This window comes from Chitinophaga hostae (genome assembly GCF_018224885.1).
Classification (GTDB): domain Bacteria; phylum Bacteroidota; class Bacteroidia; order Chitinophagales; family Chitinophagaceae; genus Chitinophaga; species Chitinophaga hostae.
The window spans coordinates 263,138-289,869 of record NZ_JAGTXB010000003.1; the positions used below are offsets into that span (position 1 = coordinate 263,138).

The 26,732-nt window shown below is 46.4% G+C and carries 14 protein-coding genes; 7 read left to right on the top strand and 7 right to left on the bottom strand.

The genetic code is table 11. The features are described 5' to 3' along the window. Window positions 1–39 precede the first annotated feature (39 nt). Window positions 40–4,068: a DEAD/DEAH box helicase gene (locus tag KE626_RS08225; RefSeq protein WP_211972394.1), complete on the bottom strand. Its 4,029-nt coding sequence runs from the start codon at window positions 4,066–4,068 to the stop codon at window positions 40–42. Window positions 4,069–4,236: 168 nt separating this feature from the next. Between KE626_RS08225 and KE626_RS08230 the strand changes: the two genes are divergently transcribed. After that, window positions 4,237–5,121 carry a COG4315 family predicted lipoprotein gene (locus KE626_RS08230; protein ID WP_211972395.1) on the top strand — a complete coding sequence of 295 codons (885 nt, stop codon included), beginning with the start codon at window positions 4,237–4,239 and terminating at the stop codon, window positions 5,119–5,121. Between the two features lie 147 nt (window positions 5,122–5,268). Here the strand turns inward: KE626_RS08230 and KE626_RS08235 are convergent, their stop codons facing one another. Next, a complete protein-coding gene (locus KE626_RS08235; protein ID WP_211972396.1) occupies window positions 5,269–6,000 on the bottom strand; it encodes a GntR family transcriptional regulator in 732 nt (243 codons plus the stop codon). 478 nt (window positions 6,001–6,478) lie between these two features. Between KE626_RS08235 and KE626_RS08240 the strand changes: the two genes are divergently transcribed. The 3 genes from KE626_RS08240 to KE626_RS08250 all read left to right on the top strand — a co-directional run bounded on the left by KE626_RS08240 (window position 6,479) and on the right by KE626_RS08250 (window position 12,617). Then, window positions 6,479–7,783, top strand: coding sequence for a glucosidase family protein (locus KE626_RS08240; protein ID WP_211972397.1), 1,305 nt, complete (start codon window positions 6,479–6,481; stop codon window positions 7,781–7,783). A gap of 195 nt (window positions 7,784–7,978) precedes the next feature. After that, on the top strand, window positions 7,979–11,047 hold the full coding sequence (locus KE626_RS08245; RefSeq protein WP_211972398.1) for a SusC/RagA family TonB-linked outer membrane protein: 3,069 nt from the start codon (window positions 7,979–7,981) through the stop codon (window positions 11,045–11,047). Window positions 11,048–11,105: 58 nt separating this feature from the next. After that, entirely contained in the window at window positions 11,106–12,617 is a 1,512-nt protein-coding gene (locus tag KE626_RS08250) for a RagB/SusD family nutrient uptake outer membrane protein (RefSeq protein ID WP_211972399.1), read from the top strand. A 295-nt stretch (window positions 12,618–12,912) separates the two neighbouring features. Here KE626_RS08250 and KE626_RS08255 read toward each other — a convergent pair whose 3' ends face one another. The 5 genes from KE626_RS08255 to KE626_RS08275 form a co-directional block, all read right to left on the bottom strand. Continuing rightward, window positions 12,913–13,806 (bottom strand): ATP-grasp domain-containing protein, encoded by an 894-nt coding sequence (locus KE626_RS08255; RefSeq protein ID WP_211972400.1) that lies wholly within the window; start codon window positions 13,804–13,806, stop codon window positions 12,913–12,915. Between the two features lie 160 nt (window positions 13,807–13,966). Beyond that, window positions 13,967–15,511, bottom strand: coding sequence for a RagB/SusD family nutrient uptake outer membrane protein (locus tag KE626_RS08260; protein ID WP_211972401.1), 1,545 nt, complete (start codon window positions 15,509–15,511; stop codon window positions 13,967–13,969). A gap of 25 nt (window positions 15,512–15,536) precedes the next feature. Continuing rightward, window positions 15,537–18,854 carry a SusC/RagA family TonB-linked outer membrane protein gene (locus KE626_RS08265; protein WP_211972402.1) on the bottom strand — a complete coding sequence of 1,106 codons (3,318 nt, stop codon included), beginning with the start codon at window positions 18,852–18,854 and terminating at the stop codon, window positions 15,537–15,539. A gap of 134 nt (window positions 18,855–18,988) precedes the next feature. Then, the gene (locus KE626_RS08270) at window positions 18,989–20,050 is read right to left on the bottom strand and encodes a FecR family protein (protein WP_211972403.1); all 1,062 of its coding nucleotides are present in this window, start codon (window positions 20,048–20,050) and stop codon (window positions 18,989–18,991) included. An 80-nt stretch (window positions 20,051–20,130) separates the two neighbouring features. After that, complete coding sequence (locus KE626_RS08275; RefSeq protein WP_211972404.1) at window positions 20,131–20,697, bottom strand: RNA polymerase sigma-70 factor; 567 nt, start codon at window positions 20,695–20,697, stop codon at window positions 20,131–20,133. A 214-nt stretch (window positions 20,698–20,911) separates the two neighbouring features. Here KE626_RS08275 and KE626_RS08280 point away from each other — a divergent pair, with 214 nt between their 5' ends. The 3 genes from KE626_RS08280 (at window position 20,912) to KE626_RS08290 (ending at window position 26,662) form a co-directional block, all read left to right on the top strand. After that, window positions 20,912–21,826: a FecR family protein gene (locus KE626_RS08280; protein ID WP_211972405.1), complete on the top strand. Its 915-nt coding sequence runs from the start codon at window positions 20,912–20,914 to the stop codon at window positions 21,824–21,826. Between the two features lie 63 nt (window positions 21,827–21,889). After that, entirely contained in the window at window positions 21,890–25,123 is a 3,234-nt protein-coding gene (locus KE626_RS08285; protein WP_211972406.1) for a TonB-dependent receptor, read from the top strand. A 123-nt stretch (window positions 25,124–25,246) separates the two neighbouring features. Next, on the top strand, window positions 25,247–26,662 hold the full coding sequence (locus KE626_RS08290; protein ID WP_211972407.1) for a hypothetical protein: 1,416 nt from the start codon (window positions 25,247–25,249) through the stop codon (window positions 26,660–26,662). The last annotated feature ends 70 nt before the right edge of the window (window positions 26,663–26,732 follow it).

Below are 26,732 nucleotides of genomic sequence, written 5' to 3' on the forward strand. Positions count from 1 at the left end.
AATCCTGGGCAAGAAAAAATCCCGGGCAAAGAAAAAATCTCAGTCCCTGTCTGCAATCAGCGCCAGCAGCTCTTTTGCATTGAGCCTTCCTGACTGATCACTGCCTTCCAGCAACTGGTCGGCCAGATCACGTTTGCTGTTGTGCAGCGCTATAATTTTTTCTTCAATGGTGTGCTGCGCCACCAGCCGGTAAATGGTCACCGGTCTTGTTTGACCAATACGATGTGCCCGGTCCGATGCCTGCTCCTCTATGGCCGGGTTCCACCACGGATCCATATGTATCACATAGTCGGCCGCAGTAAGATTGAGACCCAGCCCACCTGCTTTCAGGCTGATAAGAAACAACTGCCCCTTCCCCGCCTGGAAATCTTTCACCAGCATATCCCGCTGCGACATTGGCGTGCTGCCATCAAGATACATATAGGCAATACCCATGGTATTCAGCGCTTCCCTTACCAGGTCGAGGTGCTTCACAAACTGGCTGAACACCAGTGCGCGGTGGTTATTGGATACCAGCTCCTCTACTATCTCCCTAAATACGGTTAATTTGGAAGATGGAATATCAGTTTCCGCATCCACCATCTGCGGGTTACACGCCGCCATGCGCAAACGGCTGATCTCTGCCAGCGCACGGATATGTTGCTGGGCCATACTCCCCTCCTGTGCCTTGATATTTTCCAGCGCCTTCCTGCGTAATGCCTCATAAAAGGCCGCTTCATCGGGCGATAAACTGATCAGTTTCACGATCTCTGTTTTTGGCGGCAATTCATCCAGCACGCCCGTTTTGGTGCGACGCAGTATAAACGGGGCAATCAGCTTTTTGAGATGTTGCTTCACCGTACTTTCCGGGTTCCTGATCGATGGAAAAACAAACTGTTTATTAAAATGATCCAGCGTTCCCAATAAACCCGGGTTGAGAAAATTAAACAGGTTCCAGATTTCGCCCATATGATTTTGTATAGGCGTTCCCGTTAGCATGAGTTTGAAGCCTGCCTGCAGCGACATCGCCGCTTTGGATGTTTTTGTCTGGAAGTTTTTGATGGTATGGGCTTCATCCAGCACAACGGTAGGCCATTTTACGGCAGACAACAATTTTTCTTCTGCCTGCAGCAGGCCATAGGTGGTAATCACCACATCCAGCGGGCCGGCGCCTTTTACGGATGCCACACGTTTGCCGTTGTGCAGGTATATCACGTTCAGGGAAGGCGCAAAACGGGTAATTTCGTTGCCCCAGTTAGATAGCACGGAAGCCGGACAAATAACCAATGCGGGCCCTTCAGCGGCGCGGTGCAACAGCAATGCAATAGCTTGTATGGTTTTACCCAATCCCATATCATCTGCCAGGCAGGCGCCGGCTCCCCAGGCCGCCAGGTGCGTCATCCAGCGGAATCCGTCTTCCTGGTAGGGCCGCAAATTTGTTTGCAACGTTCCGGGTACGGGAACGATCAACTCCATCGCTGCTGTACGCTTACGGGAGAAGGCTTTCCAGGTGGCATCGGTGGTAACGCTCCCGGCCTGCGCCAGGAGTTCATCGAATACCGGCGCCGCAAAGGGCGGAATACTCACTGAATCACGTTCTATCTTTGCCACACTCGACATTTCGTTGAGGCGTCGGCGTAAGTCGGCCGTCAGCGCCAGGTACTCGCCGTTTTGTAACGCTATAAATCGTTTCTTAACGGTACGGCTGGTGTCCAGCAGATCTTTCAGTGCCAGTACGGTAAGTTCATCTACTTTGAGCTCACCGCTGCAGGTAAACCAGTGATCCTTTTCCTTCAGTGAAATACTCAGGTGTGCAAATCCTGCCTGGTGGCTTATCTTATAGCGCTCTCCTTCCGGCCATTCCGCCCGTACCAGCTCGGGATGCTGGTGGATGATTTCCAGCAACTGCAAACAATCCAGCGGGTCTTCAAAAATAATGGTATCATCGGACAGGTCCTGTGCAATAGCTCCCTGGATAAGGTTCAGCAATGTGTTGATATTACTCTTTTCTTTCGCCAGCTCGCGGATGGCCTGCCACCGTTCGCCGTTGCTGATGCCGATGATATTATGCGCCCCCATGCCTGGCTTGCAATAGGGCGGATCTATCGTAAATGGCTTTACGTATATGCCTGCTTTCAGTCCGTCGCCCAGGGGCAGCAGCTGAATAACAATGCGGCTGTCGCCCGGCCGTTTGCTGATATTGGCGGCAATATCACCCATATCCGCATGGATGGTAAGATGTGCACCGATGCTTTTTAATACCTGCGTAAGTTTATCTTTTCCTGCGGCGGGTACTACCGGGATCTGTTGCAGCGTTTGTAACAAGCGCCGTTGCTGGGCAGTAAGACTAATCACTTTCAACCGGCTGTTACTTTCTTTTACAAACACTGTTTCGCTGACAAAATCGGCGATGTTGGCGCTAAACGTATATCCCTGTCCGTTGTTGTTTACACTCAGTTCCGGTTGCGCCTTTACCACCTCCACGGAAATAGTGGGATCGTCTGCCGAAAACAATAACGGATGTCCGGCAATTTCCTGCCATACGGTTTCCGCGAAGGAAAAAGATTCTCCGTCATGGTTATAGTAATGGTCCTTTTGTACGGTGGCACCTATACGAAAATCCTGGTCGGTCATCGCTTCCGCTTTTCCCTCCTTCAGCTTTTTCAGTGATACATTTCTGCCGGCGCTCCAGGTATTAGCACCCTGGGAGGTTTGCAGCACCGGTTGTATTTTATAGTGATCAAAATCTATGAGGTAGATGAGGCGGGAAGCCACTACATTTTTTTCTTTTTTGCTGAGATGATTGTCGGCGCCCAGTAATGTATTCAACAGCCGCTCCCAGTCGGGCGTTTGCTCCATCTGCGAAAATACCGGCGGGTGACCGGTGATAGCAGCAGCTTCCTGGAACTGACCTTCATAACCCACATAATCATCTCCCCTGAATAAATATAAATATTCGTAGGTCAGTAACCGGTAGTGGCGCTCCATGCCCAAAGTAAGCAGTCGGCCGGCATCCGGGCTAAACCTGCGAAGCAACCTGCTTTTAGGATGCAGCAATTGTAAACACAGGATAGCCAGGTAACTCAACAGGTTACTTTCATTGCCTTCCAGTAAGATCAGCAGGAGGTTCTCCGCTTTCTCCTTTCTTCCGGCGTGGAAATGCAGCAGGCAAATGGCGGGTGTTAATGCGGGCGTAAGCTTCCGTTCATAAGCAGCCGTTATTTTTGCTATCAGTGGATTTACCTGTTCACCGGGCAATACCGCCAATGTAAATGCATAATAGAAAGCAAATACAGGAGATAAAGGCAAACTGTTCTTTTTATCGTACTGCCGTTGCCGTTTGATGCCTTTTTCAAATTGTGTCAACGCTTTGGCTGGCTGGCGGTTATACAGTAATAGTACTGCCTGGGCATATAAATCGTCTGCAGTAGCATCGGCAGGTGGCAGATTGAAATGTCCCTGTAAAAGCGGGAGTTCCGGAAAGTCAACGGCATACTGTTGCCGGAATGTTTCCAGTTCATTCACCGGCGGCATTTTCAGCAGGTTATACTTTAGGGCGTACACAGCCATCCGGTGGAGGCTTTCCCGGCTAAAAAAAGTTAACAGGCCTGCATATGCAGGGAAGTACAGGAGATAAGACAGGTAGGGCTGGTACTCCTCCAATTCCATTTCCAGTCTTCTAACCGGGGCCGGCAGTAAAAAGCGGTCACCGGTAAAATAAGCCGTCAGCAATTGTTGCAGGTCCTGCAAACGCCCGGTAATACTGTAAAAAGCATGCGCTGCAAACCGGGATCTGCCGGGGAGGGCAGCGTATATAGACTGTCCTATATTCCGGGGAAAAAGGATAAAATTCAGTTCCGGGATCAGTGAATAGTTACCTGTTACATTTTTGATAACGAGGCCGGTAGCGACCAGGTGCTTTAATATAATGCTGATGTCGGTTCCTTTCATTTCCCGGATCATGTTCACCGCATCTGTAATGGTGAATGTTTCCAATGGATACAGGTACACCGACATCACGTCCATCACCAGTCGGGCATCGCCCTGCTGTGATTCATACTGCTGCAAATAGTAGCTTTCGTTGACCATGTCGGCAAATTTAGGCTAACTCCCACCCCTGTACTAAAATTATTTTTTTAGTGCGGCAACCTTTTTACCGTTTTCTGCGAATAAGGATACGTACCATATTGCCAAACCTTGCTGACCAACGGTCAGGCAGCTGCGTATTTATCTTTCAATCTCAAAAATCAAATCAGCATGAATCGTGTAACAAACACCTTATTCTCCTGGATAGCCCTGGCTGGAATCGTTACTTTCAGCGCCTGTGGCGGTGATAACAACAACAATCCTGATAAACCTGCCCCTAAACCCGTAGTACAAATCAGCGCCAGTGCAACCCTGGGCAATCACATCACCGATGTAGACGGCAACTCCCTTTATTATTTCTCCAATGACTTTAATGGCGCCAATAACTGCGGCGGCGGATGTGCGGCAGTATGGCCTATTTACTATGCGGGCGATAACCTGGCACAGGCTGCATTGGGCACCGGGTTAGACATCAAAGATTTTGGCACTATTACTACCGACGGTAAAAAACAAACGACCTATAAAGGATGGCCGCTTTATTATTTTGCGCCAAATGTAAATGGCACCAACGTACGGGAGGCTGCCGGTGAAACAAAGGGGGAAGCAGTTAACAACGTTTGGTTTGTAGCAAAAACTGATTACAGCATTCAGCTGATCAATGCGCAGCTAGTGGGCGCCGATGGTAAAAACTACCTGTCTAACCACACCGAAGGCACTGGTAAAACCCTCTACTTCACCGATGCAAAGGGTCTTACCCTCTATGCTTTCGCAAAGGACAGCTTCAATATCAATAAATTCACTAAACCTGATTTCTCCAATAATGCTGTATGGCCTATTTATGAAACAGATCAGATAGTAGTGCCTTCCACGCTCGATAAAACATTATTTGGCAGTATCACGGTAGCTGGTAAAAAACAGTTGACCTACAAAGGATGGCCACTGTACTACTTCGGACAGGACGCAGGTGTAAGAGGCTCGAATAAAGGGGTGAGCTTCCCGGCGCCGGGTGTATGGCCAGTTGTGACAAAGGATGCAGCTGCGGCACCGCAGCCCTGATGCATGAGCACAGTACCGGCCTTTTAACAGGGCCGGTACTATTGTAAAATACCTGTACCGGAATAAAATATCCGGTGAGCAATATCTTAAACAGTAAGCTAACGAGTGAAGATAGGTTCGTTCGTGATGCTAACGGAACGCGGCCGGTTATTCCCGCCGGCTTTCTACTGTATACACAAAACTATCGGCGCGGTAGTAACCCAGGTTATACTCCACCGGCCGTTCGCCCTGGTCGTACACAAACCGTTTTCTCAAAAGGATGGGGCTTCCGATTTCCAGTTCCAGTTTGGAGGCAATAAATTTATCTGCTGTTTTTGCACTGATCTCTTCTTTAGACAGTGTGGCAATGGCCATATAGTCCTTCTCCAGGATATCGTACAGGGGGCGTTTAAAATCCTCCTCTCCTGTTAATCCAATACGCGGATGAAAATAAGAAATGAAATAAACGAAAGGGCCTTCAGCCTTGCCTCTTAAGCGTTCGAGTTTCAGCACTTTTTTAGCAGGACTTATCTCAAAGAAGTTGGCAATGGTTTCATCCGGCAATACCCAGGTAACATGCAGCTCAAAATTCTTTATCACGATACCACGGGCGGTCATTTCCTGGGTAAAGCTGAGCCAGTTCTTGGATTTGGAACTGATAGCCGTTTCCGCCACCTTGGTTCCTACTCCTTTCTTCCGGGTCAGTAAACCCTCGTATACCAGTTTATTTAAAGCATGACGTAAGGTAGATCTGGAAATAGCCAGCTGTTTTGCTAACTGTACCTCGTTAGGTAAAAATTTCCCCCCTGCATATTGCGGGTCCTTGATCATGCTCCGCAACAGATTTTCGGCCTGAATATGAAGCGGTAAAGGATTCTTATGATCTATACTCAAATTCATGTCTGCAAAACAACTGGAAATTAATAAGAAAAACAATTTTAGGTGGGGATATTTTTAGCGGTTAGCCATTTAAGCGGTTAGCCATTAGCTTTTAGCTTTTAGTTAAATGCAGCGGATTTTTTTTGCCCAGGATTAGACTGATTTTGATGATTTAAAGGATTTTCCTTTTTTGATTAAAAAGATTTTTAAAAGATTTTGGGAGATCCCTGTGGAAATATCCACTTAGATCTCCGAAAAATCTTTTAAAATCCCAAAGGAAAAAATCCTTTAAATCATCAAAATCAGTCTAATCCTGGGCAAAAAAAATCCGCTGCATTTAACTAAAAGCTAATGGCTAACAGCTTAAACAATTGACCCTTATAGGTGTTATACTCACTGTATGGCTGGCAGAAAAGAATATTTCCCCGCCGTGAAAAACTTTTCTTGCATTAGTAAATTTATGTTTTTATGTTTGTACATAACATCCGGGGCCCACATTATGAAAAATCTGATTCCCATTATTGGCTGCATGATCCTTCCTGTTTTCTTTGCAGAAAGCGTGCATGCTCAAAATGATCGTCAAACGGCCCTGGCATCGTCCATTCTGAAAGATAGCCGTCTGGATACCATTCAGTCCCGCGCATTACAATTACTCACCGGCTTATCTGCCGGTACTTCATATGGAGAAGTGTGGATCAGGGATTTCAATACCTTTATAAACGGTTCTTTACAGGTACTTCCCCGTGATACGATCAAGGATATGCTGCTGTTGTTTTTCCGTATGCAGGGCGATGGCGGTGATATTGTAGATGGGGTGATACGGAAAGACAAAGCGAATGTTGCCTATAAATACCGTTATTCAGATCGTGCACCCGGATGGGCGGCACATAAAAATACCGTTGAAACAGACCAGGAATCTTCCCTGATTCAGGCAGTTAGAAAATATATAGTTGCTACCGGCGATCAGTCTATTCTTTTTTTATCCCTTAGTGATAAAACGATTTTGCAACGCATGGAGTGGGCATTGGAGTACCTGTTGAAAGAGCGTTGGTCGGAAAAATACGGGCTTATTACAGGAGCTACCACTATCGACTGGGGAGATGTGCAACCGGAAAACGGATGGGGTGTAGCCATCAATGAAAAAACGAAATGGGCCATCGACATATACGATAATGCCATGTTTGTTATCGCCATACAGGATTTTCTGGCTATGAAACCCGTCACCTATAAACCCACGCGGAACTGGAACCAGGTAGCTGCCGGTATCCGGAAAAATGTCCGCAAATATTTGTGGGAGCCGACCACGCAAAAGTATATTCCACACCTCTACTTAAACGGCAGTCCTTTTTCTCCCTCTTTTAATGAAAAAGAAATTTTGTACACCGGTGGATCCGCCTGCGCAGTGCTGGCTGGATTTCATTCCAAAGCAGAAATTGCCGCCATCAATAAACAGATGACACAGGCGGCAGCCAAAGAAAAGTTCGCTACCATTGGCATCACAGTATATCCTCCCTACCCGGCGCAGGAGTACCCGAATATGCATCCCTACGTTTACCAGAACGCAGGTGACTGGACATGGTTCGGCGGACGCATGATACAAGCCCTCATAAAAAATGGATTTATAGAGGAGGCCGTCGATGAGCTTAAACCCATGACTGACCGCGTCATTGCTCACAACGGTTTCTACGAATGGTACGACGTACAAACAGGAAAACCCAAAGGCTCAGGAGATTTCAGAGGAGAAGCAGGCGTGTTACTGGATGCTATCACCCTTTTAAAAAAGTGGGCGGCCGGTCACCAGTAGCATCCTCTGTGACTATTTGTTAATTAATTATTTACTTATTCAACCAGATCGTATTGACTAAAAAACCTTGTTATTACTATGATTAAACACTAAATCAACTTGTCCAGGTGGCTTCCACGTGTAAAGCCTCCTTTGCGTTCAACACCAGCTAAATCGATTTTGTTACCGGCTATTATTCATCACTAAACACTTGTTATGAAAACAAAACTTGTTTATGTGCTTGCATGTATACTACTCTCCATGCATGCTATGGCTCAGATTAAAATAAGTGGAAAGGTCACCAATGCTGTCGACGGCAGCGCCATTCCGAATACAACGGTGGCCATAAAAGGCACCTCAAGTGGTACCATTGCAAATGTGGACGGCGTTTACTCCCTCCAGGTACCCAACGAAAACGCAGTACTCGTATTTTCCTTTACAGGATTTGCTACCAAAGAAGTCAGGGTAGGCAATTTAACCGTTATCAACGTAACATTATCCGAACAGGTTAATACACTGAACGACCTGGTCGTTATTGGTTATGGTGCCGTAAAAAAATCAGATCTGACCGGGGCGGTTTCTTCACTCAAAGCGGAAAAGATCATGGATGCACCCGTACCCAACATTTCACAGGCATTGCAGGGTAAAATACCCGGGGTAGACGTAAACGTTAACAGCAGCGCGCCCGGACAGGCGGCCAAAGTACGTATCCGTGGTATTGGTTCCATCAACTCGTCGTTAGATCCGCTGTACGTGGTGGATGGAGTATCCGGTGTAGACGGAAACGCCATCAACCCCAATGATATCGCCTCACTGGAAGTATTAAAGGATGCCTCTTCCACAGCCATCTATGGCGCCAGGGGCGCCAACGGCGTTATCATGATTACCACCAAACGTGGTAAGGCAGGCCCTACCCAGGTAAGCTACCAGGGAGATGTGAACGTAAGCACTTTAGCCAGACACCTGAAAACCCTCAACTCAGATGAATTTGTAAAAGTTTACAACGAAGCATTTGTAAATGCCACCAAGTTTGATCCGGCACATGGTACCTGGGCGCCGCCAGCTGCGCTGAACCACCAGAATTTTCCATTGCTGTTTGATGCAAACGACAAACCGCTGTATAACACTAATTGGGAAAAAGAAGTATATAAACCGGCCGTTTCTACCAGCCACCAGCTGAACTTCCAGGGCGGCAACGAAAAAATGTTGTACAGCGCCTCCCTCGGCTTCCTGGATCAGAACGGTTTAATGACACAGTCATGGTACAGAAGATACTCCGCCAGGGTTACGTTTGATAACGATGTAAAAGACTGGCTGAAAATAGGCGGTAGCCTGAATATCATTTCAGGTAAACAAAGATTGATATCCGATGGAAACGGCTCCCTGAACGTAGCCAGGATGGTAACAGAAGAAGTACCCATCGTACCTGTTAAATATCCTGACGGCACCTGGGCCGGCAACAATGATATAGCCGGTCTGGAGGGAGGTCCTAACCCGGTGCATATTGCGCAAAGCAGGTATACGCTGAATAATATGCAGCATACCCTCGGCAACGTATACCTGTTGTTTCATATCAACAAAGACCTGGATTTTAAAACAGACTTTGGTTACGACCTGACCAGCCTGAAAGCCAACTACTACTCAGGCGCTGACCTTCCTCACCTGTCGCAGGACCAGGGCGGCGTAGCCAGGATTACCACCGATTATAACAAGTACTGGCAGTCGGAAAGTTATCTTACTTATAACAAACAATTCAACAACAATAACAGCTTAAACGCGGTAGCCGGTATTTCCTTCCTGAAATACTCAGGAGAAAATGCCCTCGCGGAAACACAAAACTTCCTGTCTGATTATTTCCAGTGGAATAGCCTGGGAGCGGGTTCTGTACGGCAGAACATCACCTCCCTCACCAATCCATGGGACATGAACTCTTACTATGCGCGTGTAAACTATAACCTGCATAATAAATACCTCTTTACAGCAACGGGCAGGTATGACGGTTCTTCCAAATTCAGTAAGGATAAACAATTCGCCTTCTTCCCTTCTGTAGCTGCAGCATGGCGCGTGTCTGAAGAAGAATGGCTGAAACACAGCAAACTGATCAACAACCTGAAAATCCGCGCCAGCTATGGCCTTACCGGTAACCAGGAAATTGGTCAGTTCCAGAACTTTCCACAGTACAGGCCTGATCAAACCGTGTTGAGCGGCGCTAACCAGGCAACGCTGGTGCCCGGTTACATCGGTAACCCCAATCTTAAATGGGAAAAATCAAACCAGGTGGATGCAGGCGTAGAGCTGGCAATACTGCAAAACAGGATTAACCTGAACGTGGATTATTACAACCGCACCACGAAAGACCTGTTACTCGCCGCACCCATCCCATGGTCTGCCGGTATGTTCAATGCCAACGTATACAAAAACGTAGGATCTGTAAGAAACAGGGGTTGGGAAGTAGATCTGAGAACAATGAACATCCAGACAACCAACTTTACCTGGTCTACCGATTTCATTTTTGCATCCAATAAAAACACGGTACTTACCCTGAACGAAGGCAATGCGGATATCTTCCCCGGCCCTAACTTCCTCGGCCAAACAAACGTATTGCGCGTAGGAGAACCCATCGGTTCTTTCTATGGCATGACCAGGCTGGGTACCTACAGCACAGAAGAAGCAGCTGAAGCAGCCAAACATTCGCTGCTGCCGGGCGACAGAAAGTATATCTATGACGCCAACGGCAACCCGTCGTACAGCATCATAGGCCGCGCCTATCCGAAATGGACAGGTACCTTCAGCACCACCCTCAAATACAAAGGATGGGACCTGACCGCCGATATCCGCTTTGTACAGGGCGTAAATACTGCAGCTACGTTCAAACACTCCGTGGAAGACAGGCAAACACTGGCTAACAGTCTTGCTACGGTATTAAACGCATGGACACCTAACAACCAGAACACCTCCATCGCACAGGTTCGCAGTTATAAATTCACACAGGATTCGCACTTCGACACCTGGTGGGTAGAAGACGGCTCCTACATACGTGGTCAGAATTTCACACTGGGCTATAACTTCCCGGCTTCGTTCCTGGAAAGAAGTCATATTTCCAAATTCCGTATTTATGCCAGCGTACAAAACCTGTTCCTGATCACTAAATACACCGGTTACGATCCTGAAGTAGATACGTTCAACAGCACTTATGGCGCCAACATCGGCTTTTCACAGAACATTGACTTCTTCCCTTATCCCCGCCCCCGCGTGTGGAACCTGGGTGTGAATGTTAATTTCTAAGCCGTGCAGCGTATACCCGTTGATGTGATATCATTTTAGTGAATTAAAAAATCTGAAAATGAAAACGACAAAACATATATTAATAGCCTTGCTGGTGTTGCTGAGTTGTTCCTGCAAAAAGTTCCTGGAAGAACAGCCCACGAACTTCCTGACACCGGATGCCGATCTCACCAGTCCAAAAGTAGCACGCGCATTTGCCAATGGCTGCTATCAGAACCTGCAGGGGCTGATATGGGGACAACCTTCTTCTTATGGAGGTAATACCTATAACCTCATGGAGTTTATGACCGGTAAGGCAAATAGTGATCTGGGCCAAACCGGGTTCATCAACTTCCAGAACCTTAGCTACAACATCACCTCCTTTTACGTAGATACCTGGTGGCAACGTATGTACCTGGGCGTAGGCGCATGTAACCTGGCCATTGAAAACATTCCAAAAGCCATTCAGGCGCCTGCCACTACCACCAACCAGTTGGCGGAAGCAAGGGCATTACGGGCATTGTATTATTTTTACCTGGTACGGCTCTATGGTGCAGTTCCTAAAATAACCGTGGTACCTACCGTACCTACGCCACCCAACCTGAACCTGTCGCGCTCCCCTGCCAAAGCGATCTACGACAGTATTATCATTCCTGACCTGGTAGAAGCAGCCAAGTCAACACTTCCCTGGAAAGACAATACAGGTGGTGTTAGTATGAGCATGATCCAGTCGCTGCTGGCAGATGTATACCTCACTTACGCAGGTGCAGCCATTAATGGCGGGGCACAATACTATGCCTTGTCGGCCGCCGCTTCCAAAGCAGTGATTACCAACAGCGGTGCTTCCCTGTTCAAAGAATATACAGATATGATCAATCCCGGTAATAAAAATATCGGTGAATTCATATTCCAGGTACAGTATGCAGCATCGGTACCGTCTACCAACCCGCTTACGGCGCTGACGATTCCGAACTATGCGGGTATCTCTAAATATTCTGACGAATACGGTTCCGTGTATCCTACCCCGCAGTTTATCAAGTCGTTTCCTGCAGGAGATAAACGGGCGCAGGAAAGACAATTCTTCTACACCAAATACCGGAAAATCAATGGCACAGATACGGTAACATTCCGGAATACATACATCTATAAATTCTTCGATTCGCTGGCGGTGAGAAATACGGCAAAATCCGATCTCAACTACACCGTGTACCGGCTGGCCGATGTATACCTGATGTATGCGGAAGCATCCAACCGCGCAGAAGGCGGGCCTAATGCAGATGCAAAAAGGTATGTAAACGATATCCGTTTACGCGCCAAACTGGCGCCGCTGCCGGCTAGTATGACGCAAACCGCTTTCGAACAGGAAGTGTGGCTGCAACGTTACTTCGAATTGTGCTTTGAAAATAAAATGTGGTTTGATATGATCCGCACCAGGAAAGTACACAACGACGTAACCGGCAACTGGGATAACTTTATAGGTCATACCACCGTGTTTAACGCCACTTTTGCAGAAAAGAATTTACTGTTCCCGGTACCTAAACAGGAACTGGACGTAAATCCGAATCTGCTGCCGAATAACCCGGGCTTCTAGGGGAAGCTCAAGGCGTAAAGCAGAAAGCAAAAAGCTACTGTAGCGAATGATTAATGCGGAATACGATATCCGATTAGTTCATTCGCTACAGTAGCTTTTTGCTTTCTGCTTTACGCCTTCTTCAAACGCCGTGAGTACCGCCAAATGATTCGATCCTTGCCATTCAGCAACAGGGCGTAATTCGGCAATTGTGCCTGTGAGAGTAAGATGCCTGAAAACAGCTAAACGCCTGTCAGACCAAGTTTTCTCCAGGTATGGAAAAACAGGTTGATTTTCATTGCTCACTTTTTATAGTTCACTGTTGATGGCCTGGGGCCAATATTTCAATCAGGGCACGATAATAATTTTCATAGCCTTTTTCCGCGGTGCTCAAATATAAGTACGGCTCAATCATTTCCAGTTCCATCAGGTAAAACTCGCCGTCCTTTATAACACCATCTACCCGCACATACAGCGATCCTTTTGCAAAGCGTTCTACAAAGGCGCCGGCTTTGCGGATATGCTCATCGGTAGACGCGACTTCCCGGAAACTGCCGCCGTGGTAATGCTGGACCCTGAAATCGCCATTTTTGGGCGTTTTCAGCAACACATGACTGAACTGTCCGCCGAAAAACATGAACGACCACTCTCCTTCTCCGATCTCCTTCATAAAGGGCTGTACAAGATAATCTTCCGCCTGCAACAGGGCTTTCAATTCCGTTTGTTTTGCATCTATTTCTCCTGTTGTTAGCAGCAGGGTATTTTTGGCGCCTGCGCTCACACAAGGCTTTACCACTATTTTGTCGGTATGCCAAAGACCGAAAAACGAGTGCCAGTCGGGGTTGCTGCCTTTTTCAACCAGCACGCTCGGGATAACAGGTAACCCTGCCGCCGCTATTTCGAGGAGGTATTTTTTATTGCTGTTCCAGATCATGATATCCGCCGGGTTCAGGAATTGTACACCAGCCTGCCCGGTGGCATGCAGCCAGTTGTAAAAAGTGTCGATCTGTTCATGATAGTCCCAGGGCGATTTGATGATAGCCACATCATATTGCTGCCAGTTAACGCCGGGCGCATTCCAGATAACGGGTTCAATATCGACTCCTTTTTCACGCAGAAAGCGGAGCAGGTTTTCATCTTCATTGTCGCTTACGCCTGAATTATACCTTTCCTGTTGCTGATAGGTAACCAGTGCTATTCTTTTGTTCATAGTTTCTTCTTTTATAGTAATAATACGCTCCACATTTTCCATCCGCAAAAATAAGTGAAAGCAATTTCTCTTTGATATTATTATAAAAACGGCAAACGCAGTAAAACAATAAGTAGTTATTGTTTTACTGCGTTTGCTGATATGTGTAGATTATTCTTACCTAGTATCCGGGGTTCTGCTCCAGTGCGGGCGCATTACGGTCAATTTCGCCTTGCGGGATAGGCCAGAACTCATAGTTAGCCTGGTACTTTGTTTTGACTGTAGGCTGCAAAGGATTGGGTACAAATCCGTTCAGTTTCTGCACGGCAATGCCCCATCTTCTGAGGTCGAAATAACGGATTCCTTCCAGTGCAAATTCCACGCGTCTTTCATGGCGGATACGGGCACGCATATCCGTTGCTGATAAACCGGCAGGCAGGTCCGGCATATTACTGCGGTTCCTCACCAGTTTAATGGCGGCGTACACACTGGCATCCGGACCAGCGGCTTCATTTTGCGCTTCTGCATACATCAGCAGGATATCTGCATAACGGAGCAGTACAAAGTCGTTGTCGTCGATGGTACCGTAATCAGGATCTGTTAAGCTGGGATCCAGCCATTTTTTCACAGCATAATACCCTTTTGTCCAGCTGTCTTTTCCTGGTGTGGCAATGGAGAGCGCACCTGTAAAAGGCCATCCCTGTGCTTTTGTATCACCGGGGAAAAAGAATGTCTGACGCATGCGCGGATCGCGGTTTTCGAATGGTTTACCCGGCACATAAACACCTGAAGAGGCGGTATCTTTCCCATCTGCGGCTTCGTACTCATTGATCAGGTCCTGTGTTCCCTGCTGCCCTTTCCAGCGCTGCAAGTTTACGGCGATCGCTACATCCTGGTGCAGCATATTCGGCCGCAGGTATCTTACAGAAAAAAGGATTTCTTTACTGTTGTTCTGGTCGGGTTTATAGAAATTGCCTGCATAATTCGGGTTCAGGCTGAATTTATTGGCAGTCATAATTTCTTTTGCCAGCGCGGCGGCGGCAGCATACTGTTTCTGGAAAAGCAGCACTCTTACCTTGTACCCCTGGGCGGTGGCTTTTACAGCATGTCCGTCACTGTAGGCAGCATCCGGTAAAGCAGCAATGGCAGCATCCAGGTCGGTCAGCACCAGCTTCAACACCTCATCCCTGTTGGATTTGGCGCGGGAGGAAGTATAGTCAACGGTGAAAGGATCTTCTGTAGTAATCACCGTATTTCCATAGAGCTGTGCCAGCCAGAAGTAATTAAATGCGCGGAGAAAATATGCCTCTCCTTTGTATAGTTTAAGTTTATCTCCACTCACCACCTTTTCCACATTGGCCAGGAACGAATTAGCCGCGGCGATGGCCTGGTAACAGTTGGTGTAATAAGCCTTTACAAAGTCGCCGGACTGCGGTGTAATGCCCGAAGTAAGGGCGTTCAGGCCTCCGCCGTAATTATATTGTCCATAGGAATCGTCGGTAAAATTATCCCAGGCAAAAACGGTGTACTGGGAAGTAGCATATCCTTGTCCGTCGGCATACAGGTAGTTATATAAACCTGTCAGCGCTTTATCGGCATCTTCCGGGGTTTTCCAGAACAGGGAAGATGCCAGTTTATCGGGCGGTGTCACATCCAGCACTTTCTTACATCCGCTGAATATCATGAGTGCTGTAACTGCGATGATTAGTATCTGATTTTTTTTCATAACTGATTCTTTTAACAGGAAGAAATTAAAACTGCACCATGGCGCCGAATGTGTATGTTTTGGTTTGCGGGTAGGTCACATAGGTACCGTCGCCTACACGTTCCGGATCCAGGCCCGGGAATTTGCTGACGGTAAATACATTATCCGCTGTAAAGTATACGCGCAGCGACTTCATACCAATCCTGGCGATAGTGGAAGCAGGTATATTATAGCCCAGCTGTACATTTCTGAGCCTGAAAAAAGAGGCATCCTTGAGGAAATAGGTCGACGCATAATTTTGAACAGGCGCGTATCCATCGGCTACATAGATTTTAGGCATGGTGTTGCTATGATTTTCCGGTGTCCAGCGGTTGCGCCAGTCGGTGGTGGGTACGGAACCTTGTCTGAATGGTTCAATTCCCCATCCATTTACATAGATCTTTTGGCCTGAAGAGCCGTATAACTGTGCACTCAGATCAAAATTTTTCCAGGAGGCGCCCAGGTTAAAAGCATATTGTGCGGTTGGGTATTTACCGCCTACGTAGGTGCGGTCTTTATCATCAATCACGCCATCGCCGTTCACGTCTTTTATTTTCAGATCGCCGGGAGTGGCCGCCACTGGCTGTTTAGGTGATTTTGCAATTTCATCCGTGCTCTGGAAAATGCCATCCCATATATACACGTAGTATTCATCCAGCGGGTGTCCTTCTTCCCGGATGGTATTACCGGCAATTTCCCTTTTACCAAATGTTTCCAGCATGTTTTTATAGCTCTGGAAATTAGCGCCTACATACCAGGTGAAATTCTTCCCGATACGGTCGTTATATTGTATGTTAAACTCCACCCCTTTGTTCCTCACTGCACCATTGTTGATGGTGGGCGCCTTTAAACCCAGCCATAGCGGCACCTGTGATGCACGCAAAATGTCAAAGGTATTTTTGTTAAACCAGTCGCCGGTAAAAGTGAGTTTATTATCCAGGGCGGTCAGGTTAATACCAAAATCCAGCACCCGTGTTGTTTCCCAGGTAAGCCCCGGATCTATGATCTGGCTGCCGTTAAAGCCCACGGCCACATTAGAGCCGAAAACATAGGGGCGGTTGTCCAGTGTGGATTGATAAGGGTAAGTACCGATGTTCTGGTTACCCAGCTGCCCCCAGGAGGCGCGCAGTTTCAGGTCATTGATCCAGGAAACATTTTTCAGGAATGATTCTTCAGACATACGCCATGCGCCTGCAAAGGAATAAAACAAGCCCCAGCGGGTATCTGATGGCAGTCTTGACGTACCATCATATCGTACACTGGTACTAAACAGGTATTTATCGCGGTAGTCGTAGTTAGCATTACCATAAAACGACTGGATAGCCCATTGGCTGGAGTTACCGTTGTTACGTTGCCCATCGGTTGGCCCGGCATCAATTTCTCTCAGCAGGTTGGAGGCAAACTGTGTACGCGAAGCGTCCAGGTTATCGGCCTTATTCTGCTCCTGCTGGAAACCGCCGAGGGCATTCAGGCTATGCTGACCGAATTTCTTTTTATAGGTAAACTGTGTGTAATATACCGTGTAGATATTTCCGCTATTACCCACGCTCAGCCCCGGTGTACCATCATCAAGCAATCCGGCAGGGCTCATATCACTAAAGTAATAAGTAGGTATTACAGGTCTGAAATCATTGTATTTGTAGTTGTCGTAGTTCATACCCGCTCTGTTTTCCCATCTTAATCCATCCACGATATCCACATCCAGGGATAAATTACCCTGTGCGTAGTAATCGTTGGTACGTACCCGTATATCTTCATCTACGATGGCTACCGGGTTTTTGTTACCCAATTCGTTGGAATAGGCTTTCTTGATCCACTTTCCGTCGCTGGAAGCGGGATATAACGGCGACTGGGCCAGGGCAGAGAGGAACATGTCACCGGCGCCGTTTTCGGGATACTTCCTGTTGGCATAACGCATCTGTACATTGGTACCGATGGTCACCCTTTTGGTGACCCGGGAGCTGAGACCAAGATCCAGGGTATATTTTTTATAATCGAAACCGATCAATACACCCGGCTGATTGGTGATGCCAATACCAACGCTATAGTTGGTATTATCTTTTCCACCACTCATATTCAGGTAATGGTTCTGTGTGTACCCGGTTTGGAATATGTCGTCCAGCCAGTTGTGATTGGGATATTTAACGCGGTCAGTAGCGTTTTTATACAGGTCTATTTGCTGCTGCTCATATAATGGGGCAAGACCTGAATTAGTTCTGGCCTCGTTGGAGAGCTGCATGTATTCAGCAGAATTGGAAATAATATCCGGCAGTTTAGCGGCTTTGGAGATTCCCAGGTTATAACCGTAGGTCAGCGAAAAACCGTTCTTCCCTTTTTTTGTTTTAACTACGATCACCCCGTTAGCACCACGGGAGCCATAGATAGCCGCGGAAGCTGCATCTTTCAATACAGATATGGATTCTATATCATTGGGATTTAGTGCCGTCATACTTCCTGGCAGCCCGTCTACGATTACCAACGGGTCATTACCGGCGCCGCTGAAGGTGCTGACCCCCCTGATACGCAATTGTATGTTTTCGTTTCCCGGTTCGCCGGAGCCCTGTGTTACCTGTAAGCCAGGCAGCTGGCCCTGTAACAGGGAAACCGGGTTGGTGGCTACCCGCTTATTCAAATCTGCGCCGGATATGGTGGCCACGGCGCTGGTCAGTTTATGTTTTTCCTGTGTGCCGTACCCTACTACTACCACCTCGTTTAGTCCGGCTACGTCTTCCTTTAATACAATTGTTAATACTGTTTGATCAGTGATAACGATCTCCTGTTTTAAGAAGCCGATGGCGGAAATAACCAGTACGGCGTTATCTGGTACCTGTAATGCAAATTGTCCTTCCACGGTTGTTAGTGTACCGGTGGTGGTGCCTTTTACTTGTACGGTGATATTAGGCAGCGGGTGACCTTTTTCATCTACTACTTTACCTGTAATTTTCTTTGAATGGATCTGATCGGCCGCATTCTTGAACACCACCATATTATTTTCCATGATGGCATAATGGAGACCGGTTTGCCGGGCTACTTCATTCAATACATCCCTGATATCGGCCTTTTCCATGGTGAGGGTCAGTTTCGGCAGCTTTTCTATGGCAGTATTGCTGTAATAGAAAGTATAGCCTGACTTCCTTTCGAGATAGTGAAATACCTTTTCTACATCTGTTTTTACAAAAGAAACAGAGATGGTATTCTGTGAATACCCTGATGCGGATGCCTGGAAAAAGAGCAGGAACAACACGCCGGTGAATTTAAACATCAGTAACAATTTTCGTCCATAACTTGGTAGTACAAACGTGGTTTGTTTGGTTGCTATTTTCATAACCTGGAAGATTCTTATTAAAACTCAATAAATGTGGAATTCGATGATGGTCGATGGCAGGAACTACCCGGCATAGCAATCCCGCTAGGGAGGGTGCTCCCCAATAATGGCACTAATATTCATGCTGAAAAGGTTTAGTTAATCGTTACTATATCATCCTGGACGGAGTACTTGAATGGTTGAATTTCCTGCAAAATGTTCAGCAATTTTTCGATGGATACATTATCGGCCCGGCCAGAGAACCTTAAAGCAGCCAGTTGCGGATCCCTGATGACAATCTTTACCCCATACCAGCGTTCCAGTCTTTGCGCAATAGTGGACAATGTTTCATTCTGAAAGATAAGTTGGTTGTTGAGCCAGGCGGTTTCCAGCACGTGGTTGCTGTCGGCCGCGGAAATAGGCGATAAAGGACTGCGTTCAATTGCTGCTGCCTGTTTTCCGGTGGCAGCCGTGGTATTATTTGTTTTTGTTTTTTCGTGATCAGCATTTTTATGGAGCAGCACTTTTTCGTTGGGAGCAATCCGGATCACCTGTTTATCCTCTTTTACCACCATTTCCACTGCTCCGGATATAACGGCCGTTTCTTCGAAATCTTCCTCTTTATAGGCCCGCACATTAAAGCTGGTACCCAGCACGCGGACATCCATTTTTTCCGCATGTATAATAAACGGGCGACTGGCAGCGTGTTTTATATCAAAAAAGGCTTCGCCGTTAAGATATACCTCCCGTATGCCCTTGTCCATCTTTTCCGGATATCGCAGCGTGCTGCCCGCATTCAGGATGATGCTGCTGCCATCTGCCAAACGGATCTTGGTTTTCATTCCCACATCCGTGGTCACGATCTTATATCCCTGGGCCCTGTACAGCCAGGTAAACAGCATCCCGCCGCCCGCAACAAGCAGCAATAGCGCAACAAGCAACGTACGGGCACGAAAACGCCTGGGCGCCGTGGCCGGCATCAGGGGTAGCTGTGGCCGGTTTTCATCGCCTATAATATTACTCACCCGGTCAATCAGGCTGTTTACTTTATCCTCTTCGTCAGCAGTTACCTTACTGAACACAAGTTGCTCCAGCTGGCCTGCTTTCAGCCAGTCGCCCGGATGCTGCAATAACAATTCATCCAGTTCCGCCTTTTCTTCGTCGGAAATTTCTCCGCTCCAGTGCAAGGCCAATAACTCCGATAACCGCTTGGTCATTTACAGAAAGTCTAATTTTCGGTTAATTCAAGAGTAAGACAACTCCCAAAAAGAAAACAATTAACCGCGGTGAAAAAAAATTATGAGTAGGAATATTTGATGGTGGTACCCAGTGCCGCCCATATTTTCTTCAGGGCAAGGGTCATTTGAACATTTACGGTGGCTTTTGATAAGTCCAGGAGTACTGCCACCTGTTCGTAGGTAAGTCCTTCCTCCTTTACGAGGATAAAGATTTGCCGGCAGCGGGGAGGTAACGATTGTATGGCGTCCCGGATCTGGTCTACCTGTTCCTTGCTGATCAGGATATCTTCCGGGCTTTGGGAGCGATGCGGGTTTACCTGTATTTCCCAGGCCGAATAATGTGCGCTTCTCCGCCCATTGCTCTTAAGATAGTTGAGGGCTGTATTTTTAACGGCTTTAAAAAGGTAGTACTGCAGGCTTTCCGGTGGGGTAATATGTTCTCTTTGCTGCCATATTTTAATAAATACGTCTGCCACTATTTCTTCTGCTTCTGCTTCATTACCAACAATACTGCACGCGAAGTATTTTAATGAGGCGGTGAATGCCTTCATTATCTCCTTAAATGCGGTAAGATCGCCCCACATCCAAAAAGAAGAATAATCCTGATCTTTACTGCTCCTGGTCATGAATAAACTAAAATAGTACTTCTTTTAATACCGAGTATATACCGGATTACCCATTTTCGATGCTAAATTCGCCATAATGCAGCAGGAAAGGGTATAATTCTATTATCGCGGCAAATTCCCCGGGTTACTATTACCAAATTGTTAACCCGTAAATCCGACTAGGAACATCTTTCCTCCCGGACGTACTCTTCTTGAAAACACCCAAAGAAGGGATATGGACAAACAACTACTTGAAAAGTATTTTAAAGGCGATTGTACAGAACAGGAGGTCACTGCTGTTGAAGCGTGGCTTTCCGGGTCGGACACTCGCCTGCTGGACGAGTTTATGATGCAAAAATGGACGGAAGCGAACGAACCCGTGGTGAAGAAAACAACCATACACCGTATCTGGTATGGAGCTGCTGCGGCAGCGGTATTGGGCGCTATTACCGTTATGGGATTTTTCTGGCAGCATGGCAGCACCAAAAGACCTGTTGCACTGAAAAGGGATACACTCAGCAACAACACCAACAACATACAATTATTTACCATGGCCGATGGTAGCGAGGTATGGTTAAATACACACTCCTCACTTATCAGTCAGCAGGACTATAACAAAGACCGTCGCGAACTATGGCTGAACGGAGAAGCCTACTTCAAAGTGGTAAAAGATGAGGAGCGTCCTTTCCTGGTACACACCGGCAACCTGACCACCACCGTACTCGGAACGGCATTCAACATCGCCACTGCCAACAAAGCAGATGGCAGCATACAGGTAAGTTTGATAGAAGGAAAAGTAGCTGTAAGCATACAACACACTTTTAATAAAATATTACTTCCCGGACAAATGTTGCAGTACGTGGATGGAAAAGCGCCGCAACTGCTGGCCTTTGCGAGTAATGAGGTACTGGACTGGAAGAAAGGAAAAATTTATTTCGATAACACCCTGCTCGCCGACGTTCTGGCCAAATTACAACAGCGCTATGGATGCAGAATTGTACTGGAGGAACAACAATTGTTAAAAAAGAAAATTTCCGGAGAATTTAACCGCGATATGTCATTGGAAAAAATATTGTCAACACTGGCGTACGTACACAACATCTCGTTCAGGCGGGTGGATGACAGTACGTTCTATGCCCGCAGCAAGTAGTTAACACCGGGAGCAACCCGGCAGATTCAATCTTTTAAATCAATAAAAATAAAGTACAGCCTTATGCAAAAATCTACAAACAGATTTTGTACAGGAAGAAGTATGCCTTGTCATGTGGTCTTTCTGATAGTTTTATTAACAACCTTGTCGCCGCTGATAACAGCAGCACAATCATACAAACGCCTGAGTGAAAAGATAGAATTACAACTGAGTAAAACGAACGCTGCCAAAGTCGTAAAAGCATTACAACAACAAACACCTTATACATTCATCTATGATCCGGAATACCTGCAGCAATGTGCCATGAATGAGATCAGATTTTCCGGAACGCCATTGGGAGAAGTATTAAACTATATCGATAATAATGCGCCGTTAGATATTGAACTCACAGAAGACAAAGTGATCACAGTACGCAAGGGCGCAGCTGCCAAACCTGCCAGCAGAAGCAATGGCCGCATCACCGGGAAAGTAGTAGACAGTAAAAATGAACCATTACCCGGCGTAACCATAGCCGTTCAGGGCGGACAGGGCACCATCACCAATGTAGACGGCACCTACGATATTGCATTAACACCAGGTACCTATAACCTTACGTTTAGTTATGTTTCGTTTGAAACACGTAAAGTGACAGAAATAGCGGTGAAAGACAATGGATTAACCCCTTTGAATATTACTTTAAAAAGCAACGGTTCAAGACTGAAAGAAGTAACCGTTACCGGCAACTACCGCAAAGCATCTATTGAAGGGTTGTATGCCTTACAAAAGAACAACGCTGCGATTACAGATGGTATCAGTGCAGAACAGATTGCCCGCACACCGGATAAGAATATTGGTGAAGTATTAAAACGGGTAAGCGGTTTGGCTACCCTCGACAATAAATATGTGGTGGTACGTGGTCTGAGCGAACGCTACAACCAAGCAGTGCTGAATGGACAGGTGATGCCCAGCACAGAATTGAACCGGAAAAATTTCAGTTTTGATATCATCCCTTCCAATATCGTAGAGAACATAACCGTGATAAAAACAATCACGCCGGATCGCAATGCCGAATTTGGCGGTGGTTTAGTGGAAGTGAATACACTGGATATTCCTACCAGCAACTTCCTGAATATAGCTGCCGGCGCAAGTTATAATGATAAAACAGTAGGGAAGGATTTTTTGTCCCTGCCGTTGAGCGGAAGGGAGTATGGGGGTAGTGTGAGCAGTCATAGGAAATTGTTTGGCACGCTTGACTGGAAAGATAGAGATGATATTATAAAGAAACTTCAGGAATCGGGTAAGACCTCATTGCCATTAAGCAATAACTGGGGCATAACAAAAATGAAGGCGCCGGTGTCACCAAATTTCCAGGCCTCCCTTGGCCGTGTATTTCGGACTGGTGGTGGCCAGCAATGGGGTGTGGTAGCATCTGCGAGTTACAGGAATACACTGGCTACACAGGACGCTATCCTCGGAAGAGAAGGTTTTAATTTTCTAGAGCGGACGGATGGTACAGATGCCGGGTTATTTAAGGGACAGCGTTATGGATTTACCACTAACATGGGCGGGATGCTGGGTATCGGTTATCGTAACGAAAAGAACAGGATAGGCTTCCAATCATTGTATCTGCGCACGCTGGATCAACAGCTGATAGCGGGAACAGGGATAAATGAAAGAATTGGAGAAAATACGCTGGGTTACTTTGATAATGCTATGCAAACATCATTGTGGCAGAATCAGCTAAAAGGTGAACATGCATTGGGAAACCGCGGCGTGAAATTAAAATGGACAGGTAGTTATTTAAAGCTGGACAGACAGAAACCTGATAATCACATGATGCTTGCAGATTACAAGCAGGCGGACAATGCCGGTTTAAATGATTACAATATTCAGCGGGTTACAAGTAATTTCTCCGAAGGTGCATTACGCTTCTGGAGTCGGGCATTTGAAAATAACTATAACTGGGATGCGGCAGTATCAGTTCCATTTAAGTTTAATGCGGGTAAAGTTTCAGTTGAAAATACCTTCAAAGGCGGATATGCCGGCTGGGTGAAAGACAGACTTTTTTTTGTATTAAATACCACCTCAAAGTTTGAGAACAAGGATCAAAATTATTTCCCGCTTGCGAAAGCATTTAGTACTGAAAACAATGTACAGACAGGCGTAAGCCAGTTTGGTGACAATTTCAAACGAAAGTCGGCTGCTCTGCATGCGTTATTTGCCATGTTCGATCATAAGATTGGTAATAAACTAAGACTGGTATGGGGAGTAAGATCGGAGTTCTATAATCTGAACCGGGTAAATGACAGGCTGGATTCTACCTTCAAAAGTTTAAAGCGTGAGCCAGGACAGGAGTATGATTATACAGCTATGCTAAACAGGGAACCGAACTGGCGTTTTTTCCCTTCCGCCAATCTTACTTATTCCCTGACCCCATCCATGAACGTTCGCGCTGCCTATTCGGAAAGTATTATACGGCCAGATCTGAGAGAGCTTTCTGTTTTCCGGGAATATGACTTTGAACTGGGAGGAGAATATACAGGAGACCTGATAAAGTCTACCACTATTAAGCACTATGATCTGCGTTACGAATGGTACCCTGGCCCGGGAGAGATCATTTCTGCCTCCCTGTTTTATAAGGATCTTGCTTATCCAATGGAAATATTTAAGCTAATTGATGCGAATGCTTTTGAGTTGAGGAATAGTAAATCAGCAAAAGACTACGGCTTTGAAATAGAAATCAGGAAATCGCTGGCTTTTACACGAGTACCGGTATTGCGTAACATTACTTTGTATGGAAATTTCACCTACCTGGATGCTAAAGTAAAGCCAATGACCGTGGAGGCAAAAGCGAATGATCCAAATAACCCACTGAAAATAAATGTATTGGAGTCAGTTGGAGAAGAGGAGAAGCGTCCGCAGATGGGGGCCAGCAACTATATGTTCAATGCAGGTTTATACTATGATATGCAACCGGTGTCATTCAGTCTTGCTTACAATAAAGTAACGAACCGCGTATTTGTGCCCAATACGTACGCTTTAAGAGCATTAATGGAAAAGCCCTTAGAAGCATTGGATGCGCAAATAGCCGTACGGATACTAAAGAATAAAGCCGCAGTAAGATTGAATGTGGGTAATATTTTGAATAGCTTCTCCATCATCTATTCAAATAACCTTTCGGCAGAGGAACTGGCGGCTTCCAATAATGGAAAATCACCTACTAAATCCCAAATGGCATATCAGCCGTCAAAAGATTTCATCAATTATAAGCTAACACCAGGACGTACATACAGCGCCACTTTTAGTTATGAATTTTAGTCTGTCAGCAACAAAAAATGGCGTACAACACCTTTTTTACGCGTAACAAAAATATATCCTGATCAGGTATTGTTATCCTTTATTTCACAATTCATTTGTTTTAAACTAAAAAAGAAAAATCCCATGAACAAGAAGCCCTTAGCGGTAACCCTCGTATCGGCAGCAGCATTGCTGGGTATGATGTTAGGCACTTCCTGCAAAAAAGAACACAACGATGTAGCTGGTCGTTCAGTAGTAGCCGGCGGTCCTTCCGGAGCGTCAGGTACTTGCGGCGACAGTACTATTACTGGTGTTATCTCCGGTAACATTACGCTGAAAAGCTGTAAAATTTACAAACTTGATGGTTTAGTATATGTTGCCAGCGGCGCAACTGTAACTGTTGAAGCAGGTACTGTCATTAAAGGTATTAAAGGCACTCCACCTTCAGGTTCTAATCCTGGCACACCAGGAGGCGGACTGGTAGTTACCCGTGGCGCTAAATTGATCGCTATTGGTACATCTACTGACCCAATTATCTTCACATCTAATGAAGCAGTTCCTGCATCTGGTGATTGGGGTGGCGTTGTATTGTTAGGTAAAGCACCTACTAATCATCCGGATTCAGTAAAAGTAGAAGGTATTGGTGGCATTTCTCCGGTAAGCGCATACTATGGCGGACCAACCAATAACGTTTCTGCCGACAACTCCGGTACCCTGAAATATGTAAGAATTGAATATGCCGGCTATGAACTGTCAACTGACAATGAATTGAATGGTTTAACACTGGCTGGTGTTGGTAGCGGTACTACCCTGGATTTCATCGAAGTGTACAAATCAAAAGATGATGCTTTCGAATTCTTTGGCGGTACTGTAAGCGCTTCTCACCTGGTAGCTATTGATGCATTGGACGATATGTTTGATACTGACAATGGTTACTCCGGTACTATCACTTACGCTATTGGCGTATCTGACCCTAACCGCGCTGACAAGAGCCAGTCTAACGGTTTTGAAAGCGATAACAACGCCACTGGCGCTGCACTGACTCCGTACACTCATCCTACTTACAACAACATCACCATCATCGGTCAGCCTACTGCTGCAGCTGCGTCCATCACTAACGGCGCACCTTCCGGTACTGGTAAATATGGCCGTGCTGCTCACCTGAGAAGAAATGCAGAATTTGCTATCAACAGCTCTATTTTCCTTGGTTTCAATTATGGTATTTCACAAGATTCAGCATTACCTGCTGCACCTGCTGCCAATACTTACTCCAAGTATCTGTTGGGTACTTCCACTCTGACCACCAACTATGTACATGCTTACCTGTTGGCGTATGATAAAGAGTACAACAATACCGCATTTACTGCTATCACTCCGCTGGGTACTACCAACAAAGGATATGTTAACGCAGATCCTAATGCAAGCATCCAGTTAACAAACCCGTTTGCTTCACCACGTTCTTTCAGCAACTACGTTCCAAAAGCTTTGTCTCCTGCAAAAGCTGCAGGTGCTTTCCCTACAGGAAACACTACATGGGCTAATGGCTGGACAGTTCTGTAAGATCCTCTTCATAATAACGTATAGGGGGCTTTCCCCTATACGTTATTATAGTTTTATTTATACAATCGGC

Excerpts from the sequence above, each read along its gene's own strand:
- KE626_RS08235 (WP_211972396.1), bottom strand. The coding sequence starts at position 6,000 with ATGAATTTGAGTATAGATCATAAGAATCCTTTACCGCTTCATATTCAG.
- KE626_RS08225 (WP_211972394.1), bottom strand. The coding sequence starts at position 4,068 with ATGGTCAACGAAAGCTACTATTTGCAGCAGTATGAATCACAGCAGGGC.
- KE626_RS08270 (WP_211972403.1), bottom strand. The coding sequence starts at position 20,050 with ATGACCAAGCGGTTATCGGAGTTATTGGCCTTGCACTGGAGCGGAGAA.
- KE626_RS08285 (WP_211972406.1), top strand. The coding sequence starts at position 21,890 with ATGCAAAAATCTACAAACAGATTTTGTACAGGAAGAAGTATGCCTTGT.
- KE626_RS08250 (WP_211972399.1), top strand. The coding sequence starts at position 11,106 with ATGAAAACGACAAAACATATATTAATAGCCTTGCTGGTGTTGCTGAGT.
- KE626_RS08245 (WP_211972398.1), top strand. The coding sequence starts at position 7,979 with ATGAAAACAAAACTTGTTTATGTGCTTGCATGTATACTACTCTCCATG.
- KE626_RS08275 (WP_211972404.1), bottom strand. The coding sequence starts at position 20,697 with ATGACCAGGAGCAGTAAAGATCAGGATTATTCTTCTTTTTGGATGTGG.
- KE626_RS08255 (WP_211972400.1), bottom strand. The coding sequence starts at position 13,806 with ATGAACAAAAGAATAGCACTGGTTACCTATCAGCAACAGGAAAGGTAT.
- KE626_RS08265 (WP_211972402.1), bottom strand. The coding sequence starts at position 18,854 with ATGAAAATAGCAACCAAACAAACCACGTTTGTACTACCAAGTTATGGA.
- KE626_RS08240 (WP_211972397.1), top strand. The coding sequence starts at position 6,479 with ATGAAAAATCTGATTCCCATTATTGGCTGCATGATCCTTCCTGTTTTC.
- KE626_RS08290 (WP_211972407.1), top strand. The coding sequence starts at position 25,247 with ATGAACAAGAAGCCCTTAGCGGTAACCCTCGTATCGGCAGCAGCATTG.
- KE626_RS08260 (WP_211972401.1), bottom strand. The coding sequence starts at position 15,511 with ATGAAAAAAAATCAGATACTAATCATCGCAGTTACAGCACTCATGATA.
- KE626_RS08230 (WP_211972395.1), top strand. The coding sequence starts at position 4,237 with ATGAATCGTGTAACAAACACCTTATTCTCCTGGATAGCCCTGGCTGGA.
- KE626_RS08280 (WP_211972405.1), top strand. The coding sequence starts at position 20,912 with ATGGACAAACAACTACTTGAAAAGTATTTTAAAGGCGATTGTACAGAA.